Source organism: Asaia sp. A2, assembly GCF_057319415.1.
Genome location: NZ_JBXWTO010000027.1, coordinates 1 through 17904 on the forward strand (window position 1 = coordinate 1; position 17904 = coordinate 17904).

Sequence of the window (17904 nt, forward strand, 5' to 3'; positions counted from 1 at the left end):
ACGTAGATCCAGAGACAGGGTGCGTGACGACATCCAGCGCCGACCTCCATCCCGGCTGTCACCTTGAATCAGATCACACACAGATTGGGAATCCCAAATGATTCAATCAGCAAAGAAAACGCTCTAGCTTGGCCGACGGCTCGTATTGGTCGACATGATTGCGCGGTGGTGTTTCAGACCATTCACCAGTTTTTCGGCATCTTCCGGTCCAAACACCAGCCCGACAGGCCCGAAAGCCGGGTGCTGAAACGCCAGCGTAGAGCCTTCGGTCAGGGCATCGATCTGCAAGGCCCAGTTCGTGTTATAAACGGGCAGGAAAGGTGCGTTACCGATAGGCGGCTGATTCTGCCCTGCCATCATGGCAAAGCGCACCCGTCCCAGGCTGGCAATAAGTTGGCTGAGTTGATCAAGGGTAAGATTGATCTCACCATCCAGACCGCTACCTTCGAGAAAGCGCAATGTCGCGCCCGTACCATCCTCTTTCTGCACAACCTGCATTCTTGCGCCCATTGCACGCTCTCTCCCTTATCCCGGGTTTTCAGATCAGCTTGACACGGTATGGATCCATCCGGCCTCGGCCCACCATCCACGGCGGCGCAGGCTGGTGGCGGCATGTATCGCGTCCGGCAGATCCTCGAACAGTCCGAAACAGGTTGCTCCCGAGCCGCTCATACGTGAAAACAGACAGGAACCGGTCGCGGCAAGCGCATCCAGGACATCACCGATGACAGGAAAAAGCGCGATTGCAGGAGGCTGAAGGTCGTTGGACGTCGCTTCCAGAGCCGCGCACATGGCGCGCGCATCATCCCAGCGCGCTGGCAGAATGGCCTGTGGGCGAAACCCTGCCCCTGATTCCTTCCACGCCTTGAATACGGCGGGCGTTGGCACCGCAATACCGGGGTTGACCAGCAGCATGGCGCAACGGGGCAGGGCGGGGGCTGTAGCCAGTCTTTCGCCGATACCCTGCATACGCTGGGTCTTCTGGGCCAGACAGACAGGCACATCAGCCCCCAGCCCTGCCGCAACCGTGGCGAGATCAGCCGATTCACACGACCATGCCTGAGAGAGAAGGCGAAGTACAGCAGCAGCGTCGGCCGAGCCACCGCCGATGCCCGAAGCGACAGGGAGGTTCTTGGTCAGGCGCATATGCCAGTCAGGGGTCGTGGATGGCACCGCGGCAGCTTCGCGCAAGGCCGCGGCGGCACGGAGCACCAAATTATCGGGACCGGCATCCAGCCCGGCCCCGAAGGGCCCGTCAATGACCAGACGGCCTTTTTCGCCGGGTAAAGCCGGTGCCTCCAGAACCAGACGATCGGCCGTGTCTGCAAAAACGGCCAGCGAATCCAGCTCATGGTAACCGTTTTCACGTCGCCCCGTGACATGGAGAAACAGGTTGATCTTGGCGCGAGCGCTGGAGTGATCGGGGGTCATGCCGTCTGGGCTCATGGTCTGTCTCATCGTGACGGGGGGATGGGCCGACCACGCAGAACAGGCAGATCAGGCCCCTTGGCGAGCGCAGCCTCGATCAGGGCCTTCGTTTCCGGCTCGGGCTTGTTGTTGAGCGCCTGGCTCCATTGGTCGCGCGCTTCGAGCTGGCGCCCCTGATACCAGTAGGCTACGCCCAGATGATACGCGATTTCGGCGTCGCCCGGCGCGGCATTGACGGCGGAGAGCAGAAGCGGAAGCGCCTGCGCCAGATCACCATTCTGCTTGAGAAGCGCCCAGGCATAGCTGTCACGTATCTCGGCGTCATCCGGCGCAAGGTCCATGGCATGATGCAGCAGCTTGAGGGCCTGTTCCGGGCGCTCGCCATGAAGCACGTCCGAATAGCCCGCATAATTGAGCAGCACAGGCTCAGAAGGCGCAAGGGCAAGGGCACGGTCCAGATCGGCCTGGGCCTTGTCACGCCGACCCATATGATCCCAGGCCATGGCGCGCCCGAGAAGAAGAGGCCAGACCCGCGCCTGCATGACGCTGACATGGTTGATGGCCCGCGTGTAAGTATCCACTGCTGCCTGATACTGGCCAAGCTGGTCCTGCGTGGCGCCAAGCTCGTTGAGGATATCAGGATTGTCCGGATTGGCCTTCGCCACACGGTCAAGCGCGTGCAGCGCTGCCTTGAGGTCATGGCGCTTCAGGGCAATCTGAGCCTGGGCATGATCCGAGAGCGGCGCCAGGGGATCATTATCTGCCACATGGTCAAGCGCCGTCTGGGCCAGATCGGCCTGCCCATCGTTGCGAAGCTCCTCAGCCAGCAGGATCTTGGCCAGAGTCAGATCCGGCCGGAGCAGGAGGGCCTGACGCAGCAGCAGGATCTTGAGCTGACGGATATCCTTCAGCTTGTCGTCACTCTGCTCTGCCTGATCAGACGAGCCGGCAGACCCACCCTCGGCATGATCACGACCCGTCGTATCGCCAAGAAGAGTCGTGATGCCGATATAGAATTCTGCAAGCCCCTGAGAGGGATCGAACCCCGTCCCCAGATTTTGAGGACGCAGACGGTCAGCCACGAGCTGGAACGCCGGAAGCACCTCACCTACCTGATGCAGCCTTTTCATGGCGGCATCGTCATGATGTCTGAAGGCCAGCCAATCGGCCTCGAACTGCATGGTCTGCACGCGCAGAAGCGGCGGTATGGCCGCAGCAGCCCCATCCAGCCGGGCAAACAGCTCATCGGTACGCGCCTCATTGCGCAGCGCGGCGATGCGCGCCTGTTGCAGCAGGGCCAGATAAGCAACCGGATCGCGCAATGCCGCAGGTTGTGCAGAGCTGTCAGCATCATCCTGCGCAGGAGAAGCCCCGTACTGACACCAGTCGAGCAATCCCTGCCCCGCCAGACGCAGAAATCCCTGAGGGGCCTTGCTGTGCAGCGAGAAATAGGCGCTCGCTTTTTTCCATTGCCTGTCACGAAAGGCCGCTGTGCCCATCACAATGCGCGACAGGCTCTCCTCAGGCATGAGCCGGGCCAGTGTCAAAGCCTGATCCGCAGCCTCCGCCCCGGCATTCATTGCATTGTAGCGGAGCGCCATGAGCATGAAATCCGGCTCACGATAGCCATGCATGACAACGTCAAACAATGCCTGAGCCGCATCAGGCACATTGTTGCGCTGAACCGACACAATGCCACCCAGCAGGCCGCCTGTCAGTGACCATCTGGGCGCCGCGACCTCACGCATCTGCAGGGCGCCGGCCTGCTGATCGCGGGCGGATACTACCGCCCCGGCTGCAAGCGCGGCAGTCCCGGACGCCAACACGAGGGGCGCCGTTGTGAGACAGGCGAGAAGAAAACGCCGGAACGGAGAGTGCTTGGTTTGCATCGTGCGGCAATCTAGACTGAACGCGAGCAGACACCAAACTGATAAGATATGATGCCCCTTTGCCTGTCCGATCAGGACCGATCCGAAATTCTCGCCCTGATGGAGCTCTACCGGGAGTGGGGGGTGGATTGCCTTCTGGACGAGAGCCCGCCCCAGAGACTCGATCGCCCTGCCTCCCTCACGACACGACCGCCAAGGCGTCCTTCCGCTACTGGCAATACCCGTGCAGATGGTCACGCGCAGGGCAGCGTACAACGCAACATCCAACCCGCCGTCACTGCCCGCGCTGCACCGGTCGACCCTGAAACGGCGCGGCTGTGGGGTGTCGAGGCATTTCCCGACTGCGCCCTGTCACGTACCGCTTCGACCAGTGTCCGGCCCCATATCGTGCCCGGCGCAAAGCTGATGCTGATCGGTGATGCCCCGGATGCGGATGAGGATCGCTCGGGCGACGTCTTCGCTGGAGAAACCGGCAGACTGCTCGACATGATCCTGCCCAGCATCGGCCTGGCGCGAAACGAGATCTCCCAGGCCCCGGCCCTGCCCTGGCGCCCGCCAGGCGGCCGCACCGTCTCGGCCATCGAAGGGCGCGAATGTCGTGCCCTCCTCAATGCGGTCATTGCCCGGGCACGTCCTGAGCGATTGATACTACTGGGGCCGACCCCCTTGCGAATCCTCGTGGACGAACAGGCCAGCGTCGCCCGGTCACGCGGTACATGGATCAGCCTGCGAATCGACACCGGCCATGAGGTTCAGGCGCTTGTCCTCCAGCATCCACAACAGATGATCGCCAGTGCACGCGCCCGTCGTGAGATGTGGAAAGACCTTGTTTTCGTAGCAGAAAGCCTGGATGGCGCGAGATGACACAGACAGTTGCGGAGGCTTTATAAAAAAAATCAATTTTTACCCGGAAAAACGCGGTTTTTTGCCTGCATCCCTCTGGTGGAATTCGATAATTAATCCTAAAATAGCGAACTCCTCTGGTGTGCCCTTTTGGCAACTCTTGCTTTGATGTGCAGGAGAGGCTACGAGCATCTCCACCATGCGAGGAATTTCTTATTTCGCGTCGAGTAACAGCGCCCGTGCTTTCATGCTGTGCGCAGTGCTTGTGGCGGGAGCGACGTTCAACCCGCTCCGTGCCCAGGAAAGCAAACCGACGCTCAACCCTGCCGATCATGACAACACCCAGAGTGAGGAAACGGCGTTTGCAACGCCGCGATCCTACACGTCCGGGGGTTCAAATGGTCTTCCCCATCCCCTTTCCGCGTCAGATGCTGCGCTTCTGAAAGAGGCGTTCCGCGCCCAGCGCGCCGGTGATTTCGAGACCGCCATTGCCCGCTCCCGTGCTGCTCATGACGGCATCCTGATGGGTGACCTTCTGGCGGAGCGCTATCTCAACCCAGCCTATCACCCACAGCCGGTACAACTGCGCCTGTGGCTCAAGACCTTTTCGAGCCTTGCCGATGCAGGTGCCATACAGAGCCTGCTGGTCTCACTCAGCCCCAAAGGCAGCGTGACCCTGCAGAATTTTCCAACATCTCTTGCCCCTTCAGATACCGCGTCAAACGCAACGACGGGGACGACAGACCCGCTTTCTCACCTTCTCAACCGTAATCCCCTGCTGGACCGCACCGTGAGCGAGCGTGTTTCGTGGGGGCTCAAGGGGGGGCAGAGCGCTGTCAAACTTATCGATTCCACCCCAGGCATGACGCCGCTCTATGCGGCGCAGCTCAAGGCGGAAGTCGCTCTGGGCATGTTGAGTGCCGGTGAAACCGGCTTTGCCCTGCAAACTGCCCGAAAAGGGTTTGCCCAAAGCGAAAGCCAGCTTGGCTATGCCGGTTACGTGGCTGGCCTTGCCGCCTGGCGTCAGGGCGAACTGAGCGATGCCGCCCAGCTTTTCGAGCAGGCCTCACGCGCCCGGACGACCAATAACGACATTCGCGCTGCCAGCGCCTACTGGGCTGCTCGCGTGCACCGTCATCTGCCAGGCCCTGCCACTCTGGCAACGTCGTGGTTGCAGCGCGCTGCAGCTGAACCCGGGACATTCTATGGCATCCTGGCCAGACAAACGCTCGGGCTGCATCATGCTGGCAAGATCGCTGCCAGCGCAGAGGATCCCCAGACAGGGAATGCTACGGCGCTTCAGTCAGATGAGACCGCGCTCCAGAATCCGATCCCGGTAATGGGCGAAATCGATATCGATGCCGTCGCTGCCACGCCGCAGGGACCGCGCTTGTTCGCCCTGCTCCAGATTGGCGAAACGGCCCGAGCGGAAGCCCTGCTGCGTCGCATGTGGCCCGATATCGTCTCGGACACCGCGCTGTGCCATTCCGTGCAGCTGGTTGCCGCTGCGGCCGGACTGCATGACCTGTCAGAGCAGATTGCCACCATCCTTGGGTCACGCGACGGGCGTCCAGCCCATCTGGCCGGCTTCCCCACCCCGCAGCTTTCGCCACGTCATGGTTTCAGGATGGATCCGGCGCTCGTCTATGCCCTGACGCGGCTGGAATCGAATTTCGATCCGAAGGCTTCATCGAGTGCCGGCGCGCATGGTCTGATGCAGATCCGCCCCCTGACGGCGAGCTTTGTAAGCGGCCCCAAACCCGCTCTCGACTCTCACGGCGTCGCGATCATCAACGTCCCGGCCGATATGGTCGGTCGCCTGCATAACCCGGCGGTCAATCTCGAGATCGGCCAGCTTTACGTTCAATATCTGGCTGGCCTTTCGGAGCGTTCCGATACAGCACCCAAGGGCGGCGATCTGATCCACACCCTTGCCTCCTACAATGCCGGGCCGGGTGCCATCGCGCGCTGGGAAAGCGGTACGCCCCACGAGGCAGAGCTGGCCCATGATCCGCTTCTCTTCATGGAACTTCTCCCCAACGGTGAGACGCGTGACTATGTCCATCACGCTTTGACCTATCTTTGGATCTATGCCGACAAGCTCGGCCTGCCTGCGCCGTCGCTCCATGCTCTGGCCCACGCCCAGTGGCCAGCCTTCGCCGAGGAACAGGAAATCGCCAGCGCAAGGCCGGTGACCTATCACTGAAGGTCGAAGGTCGTCCGGCGTCTCCTGACCTCCACGACATGATGCCTGCCTCAGGCAGGTAAGCAGATCACGACAAGGGCGATGCCGGAGCACGGCGTCGCCCTCAGTCTTTTCCCAGCGTTTCCATTCTGATGATCCGCGCACCAAGCGCCTCGAGAAAGAGGCTGTCATGGGACGAGAGCAGGATACAGGCCGACCGCGCTTTTTCTGCCAGCAGCGTCATCAGATAATCGCGTGAGGCCGCATCGAGCCCGTTACCCGGCTCATCCATCAATAATAACTGCGGTGTGCCTATGAAAGCCGAGGCGATGAGCATCTTGCGCCGCGTTCCGAGCGACAGCGCGTCATAGCGCTTGTCGAGATGCTGCGTGAGACCGAACCCCTCGATCAGATCAGGCGAGACATCGGGCGCCTTGCGTGCCCAGGCGCACAGGGCCATGAGGTCACGCCCGGTCATGAACGGATAAACCGCCCCTTCGTCCGGAACATAGGCAAGGCATGATTTGGCTGCGACAGACTGGTGTGCGAGGTCATGGCCCGCGATCATCACCCGGCCCTTCTGCGGTTTTGCGACCCCGGACAAACCACGAAGCAGGGTAGATTTCCCCGTGCCGTTGCCGCCCCAAAGCCCATACAGACCCACACCCAGTGCGAAGGTCACTGAAGAGAATATGGGCCGTCCCTGATAGGCCATCTCAAGGTCGGTGCAGAGCAGTCTATCGGTCATGCGAAAGCCCCGAAGAGGATGACTGAAATCCATAGCGCAGAAAGGGCGAGCGCAGGCATGGGCCGCCAGCGTGGATCAATCGGAATGGTCGCTCTCAGCGCCGAAACCAGCAACAGATAGGAGGCGAGCACGAGGAGCGCGCCCAGCAGCGAGATCAGTCCATGCAGCACGAGAGGCAGCAGACAGAGCAGCCCCGGGATCACAAACAAACCGACCACGAGGTCAATATCGCTTCTGACCCAGAAGAACCGCGGCAGAGGCAAGGCCAGACAGAATCCCGTGGCCTGTTCATGCGCTTCGGCAAGCGCAGCGAAAGGCACCAGACTACCTTGCGCGATGAGCCCCATGGCCACGATCTCGACGGGCATGGAGCGAAAATCGTAGTCAAAGCCGTGCAGAAGCGCCCATAAAGCAACCGGCAGGACCCAGACGATCAGCATGACACCGGGCGTTGTGTTACCGCGCTCGATACAGCACCGTATCTGCAGACGCAGGATCGGGTTCAGGCGGCTCAGCCCTTCGAGGGGAAACGATGAGACCCGTCGTGCGTACCGCGCGGCGCCGTTCCAGTCCTCCAGACGCGCACTCAGGCGCAGGCCTGCCCCGGCAATGAGAACTGGCAAGACGAGCATCGACAGGGCGACGCCAGACGCCGCCATACTACACGCCATCGCGAGTGCTGCATCGGCCATCAGGACGAAGAGCATCAGAACTGGCGCAGCTTCGATACGAGCGGCCTGCACCATGATGGTCAGCCCCGTAAAAACCAGGCCTCTCATTATATAGAGTAGAACAACCATCGGGGCCTTCAGACCGATCAGCACAAGGCCGACCGGCAGAGGCAGCAGCAGGGGAAGGTCGAGCAGGCAGGCAAGCCCTGCGGCAATCGCCAGACGCTCGCGCAGTGTGATGGGCAGACTGTCCAGATAGCCGCGAAAGGGTCCGCCACGCAGGATCGGCCGCAGCCCCTCCACCCAGAGCAGGGCGCTGATCTGCGCGAAAACCATTGCCCCGAGATGCAGGCCGATTGCCTTCGGAAAAACGCCCGGCGTGGCGAAAAGGAAAACCATGAAATGCGCCGCCCGCACCAATAGGGCGACGATTGGCAGGGCCGGGGAAAGGAAAACAATGACAAGCAGCACGAGCCAGCGCTGCATGAGACGCGCCTTGCCAGCATGCAGCAGATAACGCAGCCTCGGGCGAAAGAAGGCAGAAAGGCTGTAAGGGGCGACAGCCATGCGCGTCGGAAGGGATTTCGCCGAATGGGAAGAGGACGGTGTCGCGTGCTCTGTCGTCACATTCTTCCCTCACGCCATTTAGAGGTCAGAGCGCGACACTGACCCTCAGTTTTCAGCCAGAACCTGACGGCTTGCGCGCACCTTGGTCACGCGGCGCTGTTCCATTTCCACCACCTCGAACAGCCACCCCGCAAAAACCACCTTGTCACCCTTGGCGGGGACGCGGCGCAGCAGGGCAAGAATGGCCCCGGCCAGCGTATGATAACTGCCTGCAGCCGGCAGATCGGGCAGATCCAGCACCGAGCGCACCTCATCGGCAGGCATGAAACCATCGAGCACATATTCGTCGCGCTGCTGCGGATTCTCGCGCTCGGTCTTGTTCTTCTCGGCGCTTTCATCGCCCACGATCGCCTCGAAGATATCAGACGGTGTCACGATGCCCTCGAATGAGCCGTATTCATCAAGCACAAAGGCAATGCCGAGACGCTCGCCGCGCATCCGCTCGATCATGTCCTGTGCCGTCAGGCTGTCCGGCACCACGATGGGCTGGCGCAGGGCCGCCTCAATGGAAATCGGCAGCCCCTGAAGCAGACGATCCATCAGATCCTTGGCCAGCACCACACCCACAGGATGATCTACATCGCCCTCGCAGACGAGAATACGTGTGTAGGTGGATTGGCGCAGCTTCACGATCAGTGCATCGCGGCTTGCGTGCCGGTCGACCCAGAACAACTCGTTACGCGGGGTCATGATGGCACGCACAGGACGATCAGCCAGACGAAGCAGGCGCTCGATCATGATTCGCTCTTCGGTCTCCAGCACCCCGGCCTGGGCACCTTCTGCCAGAATGGCGCGCAGCTCCTCCTCGGTAATGGCGGCACGGGTCAGGCCGCCCACCCCGAATACGCGCAGCACGAGATTCGATGTGCCGCTCAGCAGGGCCACGATAGGGCGTGAAATGGTGAGCAGGGTAGATAGGATGAAGGAAAGCCGTGCCGCTATTTTTTCGGGCTGCTGAAGCGCCAGTTGCTTGGGCACGAGTTCGCCGAACACCAGCATGGCGAAGGTAATGGCCATCACCACAATGCCGATCGACAACTCATTGGCGAAGGGCCGCAGCATGTCGCTGCGTCGTATCAGCAGGGCCAGATCCTCTTCAATCTGACTGCCGCCGAAGGCGCCTTCGAGAATCGAGACAAGCGTCATGCCGATCTGCACGGTGGGCAGAAAGGCATGCGGCTCATCAGCCAGGCGCAACGCCCGCTCTGCGCCACGCACCCCACGCTTGACCAGCGCCGCAAGCCGCGGCCGCTTGGCCGAGATCAGCGCCATTTCACCCATGGCGAAAATGCTGTTCAGGGCAATGAGAAGGCAGATGACCAGAATGGGGGTGAGCATGGCGCCCTTCGTTCAGAGAAAAAGAAAAAAGGCGGACATACATGCCGTATGTCCGCCCTTTCAGGATAAGGCGCTCACGCCTGTCTTGACCAGTACGCAGGGCAGGGTTGCCCTGCCCTATCGAGAATGGTCCGGGCGCATCGCCCTTCAGTCAGCGGCGTCAGCGACCTCGACCGGCTTTTCCTCGGCCTTGTGCACGCGTACACGCGGGCCACGGGCCGGCTTGCGGGACTCAAGCAGCGTTACCTGCTCAGCCACCTGAGCCTCATACTTGTATTCCGCCGGGCGCTGGTTCTCGAGCGAGATCTCGGGGACCATGGGCTTTTCGGTCTCAGGGCCGAACAGCGCAACCTTGGCGATATGCCAGGGGCGCTTGACTGCATCCATGACAGCTGTGGATTCGTAGCCTGAATGAACCATGCAATCCGCGCATTTTTCATAAGCGCCGGTGCCGTACTGTTCCCAAGCCGTATCGTCCATCAGTTCCTTGAACGTCTTGGCATAGCCTTCACCCAGCAGGTAGCAGGGACGCTGCCAGCCAAACACGGTACGCAGGGGCTTGCCCCAGGGTGTGCAGTGATAGTTCTCGTTGCCAGCCAGGAAGTTCAGGAAGAGCGGCGACTGCGTGAAGCGCCACTTCTTGCCCTTGCCCAGACGGAAGATGTCACGGAAGAGCTGCTTGGTCTTCTGGCGGTTCAGGAAGTGCTCCTGATCGGGTGCACGCTCATAGGCGTAACCCGGTGCCGTCATGACGCCATCAACGCCAAGCGCCATGACCTCATCAAAGAACCGCGCCACGCGCTCGGGCTGCGCACCGTCGAACAGCGTGCAGTTGATCGAGACGCGGAAGCCGCGCTCCTTCGCCTTGCGGATGGCAGCGACCGCACGCTCGTACACGCCTTCCTGGCAGACGGACGAGTCGTGCATCGCCTTGTCGCCATCGAGATGGATATCCCACGAGAAGAACGGGTTCGGCTCGTAATCGTCGAGCTTCTTCTCGAGCAGAAGACCGTTCGTGCAGAGATAGACGTATTTCTTGCGCGCCGTCAGACCCTTGACGATCTCGGGCATCTCCTTGTGCAGGAGAGGTTCACCGCCAGCGATGGCAATGACGGGGGCGTCGGCTTCGGCGTCGGCATCCAGACATTCCTGCAGGCTGAGGCGCTGGTTCAGGATCTGGGCCGGATAATCGATCTTGCCGCAACCCGCGCAGGCAAGATTGCAGCGAAACAGGGGTTCGAGCATCAGAACGAGCGGATAGCGCTTGCGACCCAGAAGATGCTGCTTGACCACATAGCGCCCGACACGGACGGCCTGCATCAATGGAACGGCCATGTAACTCTATGCTCCTACACCAGGTGACAGGCTCTGGCGGCGCAAAAAAGCGCCATGACCCTGCCACTCAGACGTCATACGTTGAGACCCGTTGGCGTTGAGACCCGCCGGTTCTTGTGGATCCGGAAAAAAGACACCCGAATTATGACAGGCGTGCCAGACCCGATACAAGACCTGAAACGAGACGAACGGGATGGTAAAACGTGGGCTATACACCGTCCCGTGGCTGCATCTCAACATCTGCGACGTTTCATTGCACGGGCTGTGTCATTTTGGCGACATCATAACGTGATGACTAACCAAATTTTAAGCTGAAACAGGTTGCGTAACACCAAACGATGCGTTCATTCCCACGCTCCGTTATTGAAGAAGAGTGAGAAGATTGCACTTTTCGACATTATGGCGGACATATGCCCGTGTGGTCAGGCTTCTGATGACTTGTAATTGATATGAGCCATCCCAGTTTTCCCACTACGGATCCAGATATATGTCGGTCCCGCCTCACAGGGCTCGTAGCGCGGGAAGATTTTGAGGACGCAGCATGACACAGCTTACCAGCAGAATGATCAAAGCCGCCTCTTCCGGGCGGTCAAAAGGGGCTCTGTCCCGTTATGCTGCCCTCGGTGTGCTGGCGGTCCTGTCTGCTCCCGTCGTTTCTGCTACGATGACCACACCCGCTTTCGCCCAGTCGGCAGCGCCATCATCGGCAGCTATTGCGCCGATCAACGATCTGTATGTGGCTCTCGGCCAGATCCAGGCCACATCGAGCGGCTCCAACGAGGCGCGCGCCCAGATCATGGCCCCTGTCATCGACAAGGTTTTCGACCTGTCGACCGTTCTGCACAATTCGATCGGCATGCGTTACACCACCCTATCGGCCGATGAGCAGACGAAGCTTCTTGCCGCTTTTCGTCAGTTCACCATCGCGCGTTATGTGTCGAGCTTCAAAAAGGGTGGAAGCGCCAAGTTCACCGTCAGCCCGACCACGCGCCCTGCGCCCAGCGGTGGCAGCACCCTTGTGAACACCACCATTGGTGACGGCTCCGATACGGCCACAGCCATCAACTATGTCATGATGCCTTCGGGTGGTGGTTATCGCATCGTTGATATCCTGCTGAATGGCCATATCAGTCAGGTGGCCGCCCAGCGCGCCGATTTCAGCTCGACCCTGGCGCGCGGTGGTGCAGATGCGCTGGTGACCCTGCTGAACCGCAAGACCGCAAAGTTCATGAACAACTAAGATGCGCTTCCGGCCGCCAGAGATGAAGGGCCCCGGACAGGGCAGAGGTGCTGCGTGCTCCGTGCCCTGAACTGGGCCAGTGCGGTTGACATGCTGGGCTATGCCTCAGCCTGTCTCAGTATCGCCGGCTGCGCACAATCCGTCATCGGTGCGGGACTGATCGCTGCATTCCAGCGTCGCGCACGGCGGCTCCAGCCATCCCCATCTGCCTCTCTGTCTGCCCCGGTCACCGTGCTCAAACCCCTGTATGGCGACGAGCCCTTGCTTGAAGAAGCATTGCATAGTTTCTGCGAGCAGAATTACCCACACTATCAGCTTGTGTTTGGGGTACAGCGAGGTCACGATCCTGCCATTGCTCTCGTGCGTCGCCTTCAGCGGGAGTATCCCGACCGGGATATCGATCTGATAATCGATGGCACACCTCATGGGGCCAATCGCAAGATCGCCAATCTGATCAATATGTTCCCGTCGGCAAAACATGACATCCTGATCATATCCGACTCGGACATTCATGTGCGGCGGGAATATCTGCAGGACATTGTACAGGCCCTCTCTGCTCACGGCATCGGGCTTGTCACCACGGTTTATGCAGGTCTGGCCGCGACACGCACTCTCGTGCGTCAGTTCGCTGCCAGCCAGATCAACCATAATTTCATGCCGGGTGTCATGATGTCGCGCCTGCTGGGGCGGCAGGATTGCCTGGGCGCCACCATGGCGTTGACCCGTGCAACGCTTGAACGCATTGGCGGCCTTGCTGCCCTCGCGGACCATGTGGCCGATGACGCCGTGCTGGGGCAGCTCGTTCGTGCACACGGGCAGGAGATTGCCATTGCCCCGTGCATGACATGGACGACCGTAGCCGAGCCCTCGGCCCGCCACATGATTGACCACGAACTGCGTTGGGGCAGGACGGTCAAGAATGTCGAGCCCGTAGGCTACGGCCTCTCAGCAATGCAGCTTCCTCTCTTCTGGGCAAGCGTCACGCTGGCATGTTTCTGGCATGCGCCCCTGGCAATATGGTTTTTCCTGTCTGTATGGGCGCTCCGCAGCCTCACTGGCTTCTTTATCGACCGACTGGTGGGACAGTTCAGTCCGGTTGTCTATGCGCTCTTTCCCCTGCGTGAATGGCTCTCGGCAGCCATCATGGTGGGCAGCGCCAGAGGCCAGAAGGTGGAGTGGCGCGGCGAGACGCTTCATATCCGTCGTGCCGTTCCTGTCACCCCGCCCGTCCAACCCGTTGAACCCGGCGATTAGACTTTTTGCTGCTTCGGCCCCATATGCAGGGGCATTCGTCAGGCAATTCTGATTTTTCACTCCCACGGGATCTTACGACCCGACCGTTATTACCGAGGAAGCCTTCATCATGATGCGCACGCTGTTCCTTCAGCCCCCCTCCTTTGATGGTTTCGATGGCGGCGCCGGGTCGCGCTATCAGGCCAAGCGCGAAATCCGTTCCTTCTGGTTCCCGACCTGGCTGGCCCAGCCGGCTGCCATGGTCGCGGGCTCACGCCTGATCGATGCTCCCCCGGCCGGTATGGGCATGGAGCCGATCCTCAAGGACGTGATGAATCGCGACCTGGTGGTAATGCACACCTCAACGCCGTCTTTCGCTTCCGACGTCCGCGTGGCGCAGATGCTGAAAGATGCCAACCCCAAGCTGATGATCGGCATGGTGGGTGCCAAGGTTGCCGTGCAGCCGGATGAGTCGATGGCCAAGGGTAGTCCGATCGATTTCGTGGCACGCAACGAATTCGATTTCACGATCAAGGAAATTGCCGAAGGCCGCGACCTGAAGGACGTGGACGGCATCACTTGGCGCAACAAGGATGGCGAGATCATCGCCAATCGTGACCGCGCCATGATCGAGGACATGGACTCCCTCCCCTTCGTGACGGAAGTCTACAAGCGCGACCTGAAGATCGAGGACTACTTCATCGGGTATCTGATGCACCCGTACATCTCGATCTATACGGGCCGTGGCTGCAAATCGCGCTGCACCTTCTGCCTGTGGCCGCAGACGGTGGGCGGCCATCGCTACCGCACGCGCAGCCCCGAGCACGTGGCTGCCGAGATCCGTCTCGCCAAGCAGTATTTCCCGCAGGTGAAGGAGTTCATGTTCGATGACGACACCTTCACTGATGACCTGCCCCGTGCAGAGGCCATTGCGCGTGAAATGGGCAAGCTTGGCGTTACCTGGTCGTGCAACGCCAAGGCGAACGTGCCCTACGAAACGCTCAAGATCATGAAGGAAAACGGGCTTCGCCTGCTTCTGGTCGGCTATGAAAGCGGCAATCAGCAGATCCTTCACAACATCAAGAAGGGTATGCGCGTTGAAGTGGCGCGCGAGTTCACCAAGAACTGCCACAAGCTGGGCATCAAAATCCACGGCACCTTCATCGTCGGCCTGCCTGGCGAGACGAAGGAGACCATTCAGGAAACAATCCAGTTCGCCCGCGAGATCAACCCGCACACGCTGCAGGTTTCGCTGGCAGCCCCCTATCCCGGCACCGCACTGCACAAGCAGGCCACCGAGAATGGCTGGTTCAACGAAGCAGAAGCCGAGCTGATCGACGAGAACGGCGTGCAGATTGCCCCGTTGCACTACCCGCATCTGTCGCACACCGAGATCTTCAACTCGGTTGAGGAATTCTACCGCAAGTTCTACTTCCGCGCGCCGAAGATCGCCTCGATCGTCAATGAGATGGTCCGCAGCCCGCAGATGATGAAGCGCCGTCTGCGCGAGGGCGTGGAGTTCTTCCAGTTCCTCAAGGGCCGCAACGCCGCCTGATCGCTCAGGTGTCGTTTACTCCCATGCGTCGTCTGATTATCTCGGCCGATGATTTCGGCCTGAGCGAAGAGGTCAACGAAGCCATCGAGATCGCCCATCGTGACGGGCTGCTCTCGACGGCCAGCCTCATGGTTTCCGGCCCGGCCAGCATGGATGCCGTGCGCCGGGCCAGGCGCCTGCCGAATTTGCGGGTCGGGCTGCATCTGGTGGTGATCGAGGGCGATACCGCCCTGCCCGGTGCCACCATACCGGCCATCGCCACCCCTGATGACCGTTTCGGCACAAGCCAGCTCGGCCTTGGCGTCTCCTATTTCTTCCGCCCTGCCGCGCGCCGGGCACTGTCCCGCGAGATCGAGGCGCAGTTTCGGGCTTTTGTGGCGTCGGGGCTCACCCTCGATCATGCCAATGCCCACAAGCACATGCACCTGCATCCCACCGTAGGGCGGCTTCTGATCGAGACCGGGCAGCATTACGGCCTGCGCCATGTCCGGACACCCTGCGAGCCTCCCGCGCCACTGGCTGCGGCAGAAACGCATTTCGATTCACTGGGTGCTGCGGCCCTGCGACGCTGGTGCAATGTCCTGCGTCATCAGATTGCCCGCGCCGGGATGACGACCAACGATCATTGCTTCGGACTGGCCTGGAGCGGACAGATGCGCGCCGGGCGCGTAGCGGGACTGATCCCTCATCTGCCCGAGGGACTGTCAGAACTCTATTTTCATCCGGCCCTGAGCCAGAATGACCTGCTGCACCGACTCATGCCGGATTACGACCAGAGCGGCGAGTTCGATGCGCTTGTAAGCCCTGTGCTTCGCCGGGCTGTGCGCTCTGCCAATATCAGGCTGAGTGACTGGTCAGAACAAACACTGAACGCGGCCTGAGCCGGTATCGTCCGTGTCAGAACGGGCTGCTACGCCCGCCTGATACACCGCCCCTTCCACAAAGCCGATTTGGCTCCCCGGAAAGGGCGGGACGTTTCAGAGGGCGGAATCCACCCAGGCCTTGAGGGCGCTCTTGGGCAGGGCGCCGGTCTTCTGGGCGACAACTTCACCATTCTTGAAGACCATGAGCGTCGGGATGCTGCGAACGCCAAAGCGCGTCGGGGCCTCGGGGTTCTCGTCGATGTTGATCTTGGCAACCGTCAGACGGCCCTTGTACTCACCACCGATCTCGTCGAGCGCAGGGGCGATCATCTTGCAGGGGCCGCACCATTCTGCCCAGAAATCGACCAGCACGGGGCCTTCAGCCTGCAGCACGTCCTTGTCAAACCCGCTGTCGCTGACAGCCACGGTGTTCTCGCTCATCTTGTTCTCCATTACAGCTGCGAGCCATTACAGGCCCACCTGAATGGGACATATCAGCAGTTCGGCCGCAGCCTTCAAGAGCTAGTGAAGGCTCAGACGCAGCATTTGGAGAAACACAAACCTTCGGTAGACGTTTTATCCAATAACGTCATAACGTTACTGGAGATTTTCTCTTGGCCAAACGATCTGCTTTTCAAAAGCTCTGGGTGGGGATGCTCTGCAGCACCAGCGTGCTTGCCGCTATCCCGTCCGCCATGGCGCAGCCAGCACCAACCCAGCCCTTCACCCCGCTCAGCGCCCCGGCGACCCATCGGATTCTGCCTGGCAAGATCGTCTTCTCGATGCTGGTGACCCCCGATCTGACCAAGGCGCAGGTGTTTTACTCCCGGCTTTTTGGCTGGAGCTTCCGTGCCGTCGGTGATGGCAAGACGCCGCGGGTCGAGATCCTGTCAGGTACTCAGCCCATAGGTACGATGGTGGCCCACGCCCTGCGCCATCCTGACCGCGATACCCCATTCTGGATGCCTTTCATCTCGACCTCCGATACTGCGACAGTGGCGCGTGTGACGCGGCAGCAGGGAGGCAAGGTGCTTTTCGGGCCGCGCCAGATTGATGGTCTTGGTCAGACGGTGATCGTTTCCGACCCGCAGCATGGCATTTACGCAGGGCTCAGTGCCCTGGCGGGCGATCCCGCCGACCAGCCCGGCAGCCCTGCGCTCAACAGCTGGTCCTGGGCCACATTGCTGGCCCCGAACCCCGGACAGGAGGCGGGATATTACCAGCTTCTATTCAATTACAAGGTCATGGCAGCACCTGAAGCCGATAACGGAAGCCATTACATCATCGCCTCGCAGGACAAGGAACGCGCGAGCCTCAACACCCTGCCCGATGGTGTGACGCAGAAGGACCGTGCCCGGTGGGTACAGTTTGTCCAGGTTCAGGACACGGCGGATGCCGCCAACCGGGCAACTGCGCTAGGGGGGCAGGTCATCGTACCACCCCATGTTGATCGGGATGGTGCCATCGTCGCTATCCTGGCCGATCCGTCCGGTGCCGTATTCGGCGTCATCGAGGCCCAGAAAGACATGCTGGAAATGGGAGCTCCCCAATGAAGAAATGCTCTGCCTGTTTTGCTCTTCTGGCCATTTGCACCCTCGGCCTGAGCGGCTGCGGCTACGATGATTATTACGGTGGCGATTATTACGGCTATCCGGGCGGCTGGAACCGTCAGGGCTGGAACAATGGCTACTCGGTCGGCCCGCATTATACTGGCCGTGGCTGGGGCGGACCCGGCTATCGCCGCAATTACGACCGTCGCGACAACCGTCACGACAACAATCGGGATCGTCGGGACAACCACCGTAATGACTGGCGCCGTCATTAGAGCGTTTTCTTTGCTGATTGAATCATTTGGGATTCCCAATCTGTGTGTGATCTGATTCAAGGTAACGGCCGGGATGGAGGCCGGCGCTGGATGTCGTCACGCACCCTGTCTCTGGATTTACGCG

Annotated in this window: 16 protein-coding genes; 8 read left to right on the forward strand and 8 right to left on the reverse strand. The window is 60.6% G+C overall.

Features of this window, described 5'->3' with window-relative positions; all coding sequences use genetic code 11:
• Positions 1 to 123 precede the first annotated feature (123 nt).
• The 3 genes from ACWNRM_RS14520 to ACWNRM_RS14530 are packed head-to-tail and all read right to left on the reverse strand — an operon-like array spanning position 124 to position 3317.
• Positions 124 to 510 (reverse strand): hypothetical protein, encoded by a 387-nt coding sequence (locus ACWNRM_RS14520; protein WP_485171398.1) that lies wholly within the window; start codon positions 508 to 510, stop codon positions 124 to 126.
• A gap of 33 nt (positions 511 to 543) precedes the next feature.
• Complete coding sequence (locus tag ACWNRM_RS14525; protein ID WP_485171399.1) at positions 544 to 1446, reverse strand: 4-(cytidine 5'-diphospho)-2-C-methyl-D-erythritol kinase; 903 nt, start codon at positions 1444 to 1446, stop codon at positions 544 to 546.
• A gap of 8 nt (positions 1447 to 1454) precedes the next feature.
• Complete coding sequence (locus ACWNRM_RS14530) at positions 1455 to 3317, reverse strand: tetratricopeptide repeat protein (RefSeq protein ID WP_485171400.1); 1863 nt, start codon at positions 3315 to 3317, stop codon at positions 1455 to 1457.
• Between the two features lie 48 nt (positions 3318 to 3365).
• On the opposite strand from ACWNRM_RS14530, the gene ACWNRM_RS14535 reads away from it, so the two are divergent.
• On the forward strand, positions 3366 to 4181 hold the full coding sequence (locus tag ACWNRM_RS14535) for a uracil-DNA glycosylase (RefSeq protein WP_485171401.1): 816 nt from the start codon (positions 3366 to 3368) through the stop codon (positions 4179 to 4181).
• Positions 4182 to 4359: 178 nt separating this feature from the next.
• Positions 4360 to 6366, forward strand: coding sequence for a lytic transglycosylase domain-containing protein (locus tag ACWNRM_RS14540; RefSeq protein WP_485171402.1), 2007 nt, complete (start codon positions 4360 to 4362; stop codon positions 6364 to 6366).
• A 103-nt stretch (positions 6367 to 6469) separates the two neighbouring features.
• On the opposite strand, the gene ACWNRM_RS14545 is transcribed toward ACWNRM_RS14540, so the two are convergent.
• The 4 genes from ACWNRM_RS14545 to hpnH all read right to left on the reverse strand — a co-directional run bounded on the left by ACWNRM_RS14545 (position 6470) and on the right by hpnH (position 11064).
• Positions 6470 to 7093 carry an ATP-binding cassette domain-containing protein gene (locus ACWNRM_RS14545; RefSeq protein ID WP_485171403.1) on the reverse strand — a complete coding sequence of 208 codons (624 nt, stop codon included), beginning with the start codon at positions 7091 to 7093 and terminating at the stop codon, positions 6470 to 6472.
• Positions 7090 to 8391, reverse strand: a complete 1302-nt coding sequence (locus tag ACWNRM_RS14550; RefSeq protein ID WP_485171404.1) for a hypothetical protein — start codon at positions 8389 to 8391, stop codon at positions 7090 to 7092. The genes ACWNRM_RS14545 and ACWNRM_RS14550 overlap by 4 nt, the downstream gene beginning before the upstream one ends.
• Positions 8392 to 8436: 45 nt before the next feature.
• Positions 8437 to 9729: a hemolysin family protein gene (locus ACWNRM_RS14555; protein ID WP_485171405.1), complete on the reverse strand. Its 1293-nt coding sequence runs from the start codon at positions 9727 to 9729 to the stop codon at positions 8437 to 8439.
• Positions 9730 to 9876: 147 nt separating this feature from the next.
• Positions 9877 to 11064: an adenosyl-hopene transferase HpnH gene (gene hpnH / locus ACWNRM_RS14560; protein ID WP_062163765.1), complete on the reverse strand. Its 1188-nt coding sequence runs from the start codon at positions 11062 to 11064 to the stop codon at positions 9877 to 9879.
• A gap of 541 nt (positions 11065 to 11605) precedes the next feature.
• Between hpnH and ACWNRM_RS14565 the strand changes: the two genes are divergently transcribed.
• From ACWNRM_RS14565 to hpnK, 4 genes are all read left to right on the forward strand, one after another.
• Positions 11606 to 12304 carry an ABC transporter substrate-binding protein gene (locus ACWNRM_RS14565; RefSeq protein ID WP_485171406.1) on the forward strand — a complete coding sequence of 233 codons (699 nt, stop codon included), beginning with the start codon at positions 11606 to 11608 and terminating at the stop codon, positions 12302 to 12304.
• A 90-nt stretch (positions 12305 to 12394) separates the two neighbouring features.
• Positions 12395 to 13558, forward strand: a complete 1164-nt coding sequence (gene hpnI, locus ACWNRM_RS14570; RefSeq protein ID WP_485171411.1) for a bacteriohopanetetrol glucosamine biosynthesis glycosyltransferase HpnI — start codon at positions 12395 to 12397, stop codon at positions 13556 to 13558.
• Positions 13559 to 13667: 109 nt separating this feature from the next.
• Positions 13668 to 15092, forward strand: a complete 1425-nt coding sequence (hpnJ, locus tag ACWNRM_RS14575) for a hopanoid biosynthesis associated radical SAM protein HpnJ (RefSeq protein WP_485171407.1) — start codon at positions 13668 to 13670, stop codon at positions 15090 to 15092.
• 23 nt (positions 15093 to 15115) lie between these two features.
• A complete protein-coding gene (gene hpnK / locus ACWNRM_RS14580; protein ID WP_485171408.1) occupies positions 15116 to 15973 on the forward strand; it encodes a hopanoid biosynthesis-associated protein HpnK in 858 nt (285 codons plus the stop codon).
• Between the two features lie 96 nt (positions 15974 to 16069).
• On the opposite strand, the gene trxA is transcribed toward hpnK, so the two are convergent.
• Positions 16070 to 16396 carry a thioredoxin TrxA gene (trxA, locus tag ACWNRM_RS14585; RefSeq protein WP_031240847.1) on the reverse strand — a complete coding sequence of 109 codons (327 nt, stop codon included), beginning with the start codon at positions 16394 to 16396 and terminating at the stop codon, positions 16070 to 16072.
• A 173-nt stretch (positions 16397 to 16569) separates the two neighbouring features.
• On the opposite strand from trxA, the gene ACWNRM_RS14590 reads away from it, so the two are divergent.
• Both ACWNRM_RS14590 and ACWNRM_RS14595 read left to right on the forward strand, forming a co-directional pair.
• The gene (locus ACWNRM_RS14590; protein ID WP_485171409.1) at positions 16570 to 17508 is read left to right on the forward strand and encodes a VOC family protein; all 939 of its coding nucleotides are present in this window, start codon (positions 16570 to 16572) and stop codon (positions 17506 to 17508) included.
• A complete protein-coding gene (locus tag ACWNRM_RS14595; protein ID WP_485171410.1) occupies positions 17505 to 17780 on the forward strand; it encodes a hypothetical protein in 276 nt (91 codons plus the stop codon). Before ACWNRM_RS14590 ends, ACWNRM_RS14595 begins: the two co-directional genes overlap by 4 nt.
• Positions 17781 to 17904 lie beyond the last annotated feature (124 nt).

Bases quoted from the DNA above. Each gene is read 5' to 3' on its own strand.
- ACWNRM_RS14520 (WP_485171398.1), bottom strand. From the start codon at position 510: ATGGGCGCAAGAATGCAGGTTGTGCAGAAAGAGGATGGTACGGGCGCG.
- ACWNRM_RS14525 (WP_485171399.1), bottom strand. From the start codon at position 1,446: ATGAGCCCAGACGGCATGACCCCCGATCACTCCAGCGCTCGCGCCAAG.
- ACWNRM_RS14530 (WP_485171400.1), bottom strand. From the start codon at position 3,317: ATGCAAACCAAGCACTCTCCGTTCCGGCGTTTTCTTCTCGCCTGTCTC.
- ACWNRM_RS14535 (WP_485171401.1), top strand. From the start codon at position 3,366: ATGATGCCCCTTTGCCTGTCCGATCAGGACCGATCCGAAATTCTCGCC.
- ACWNRM_RS14540 (WP_485171402.1), top strand. From the start codon at position 4,360: ATGCGAGGAATTTCTTATTTCGCGTCGAGTAACAGCGCCCGTGCTTTC.
- ACWNRM_RS14545 (WP_485171403.1), bottom strand. From the start codon at position 7,093: ATGACCGATAGACTGCTCTGCACCGACCTTGAGATGGCCTATCAGGGA.
- ACWNRM_RS14555 (WP_485171405.1), bottom strand. From the start codon at position 9,729: ATGCTCACCCCCATTCTGGTCATCTGCCTTCTCATTGCCCTGAACAGC.
- hpnH (WP_062163765.1), bottom strand. From the start codon at position 11,064: ATGGCCGTTCCATTGATGCAGGCCGTCCGTGTCGGGCGCTATGTGGTC.
- ACWNRM_RS14565 (WP_485171406.1), top strand. From the start codon at position 11,606: ATGACACAGCTTACCAGCAGAATGATCAAAGCCGCCTCTTCCGGGCGG.
- hpnI (WP_485171411.1), top strand. From the start codon at position 12,395: ATGCTGGGCTATGCCTCAGCCTGTCTCAGTATCGCCGGCTGCGCACAA.
- hpnJ (WP_485171407.1), top strand. From the start codon at position 13,668: ATGATGCGCACGCTGTTCCTTCAGCCCCCCTCCTTTGATGGTTTCGAT.
- hpnK (WP_485171408.1), top strand. From the start codon at position 15,116: ATGCGTCGTCTGATTATCTCGGCCGATGATTTCGGCCTGAGCGAAGAG.
- trxA (WP_031240847.1), bottom strand. From the start codon at position 16,396: ATGAGCGAGAACACCGTGGCTGTCAGCGACAGCGGGTTTGACAAGGAC.
- ACWNRM_RS14595 (WP_485171410.1), top strand. From the start codon at position 17,505: ATGAAGAAATGCTCTGCCTGTTTTGCTCTTCTGGCCATTTGCACCCTC.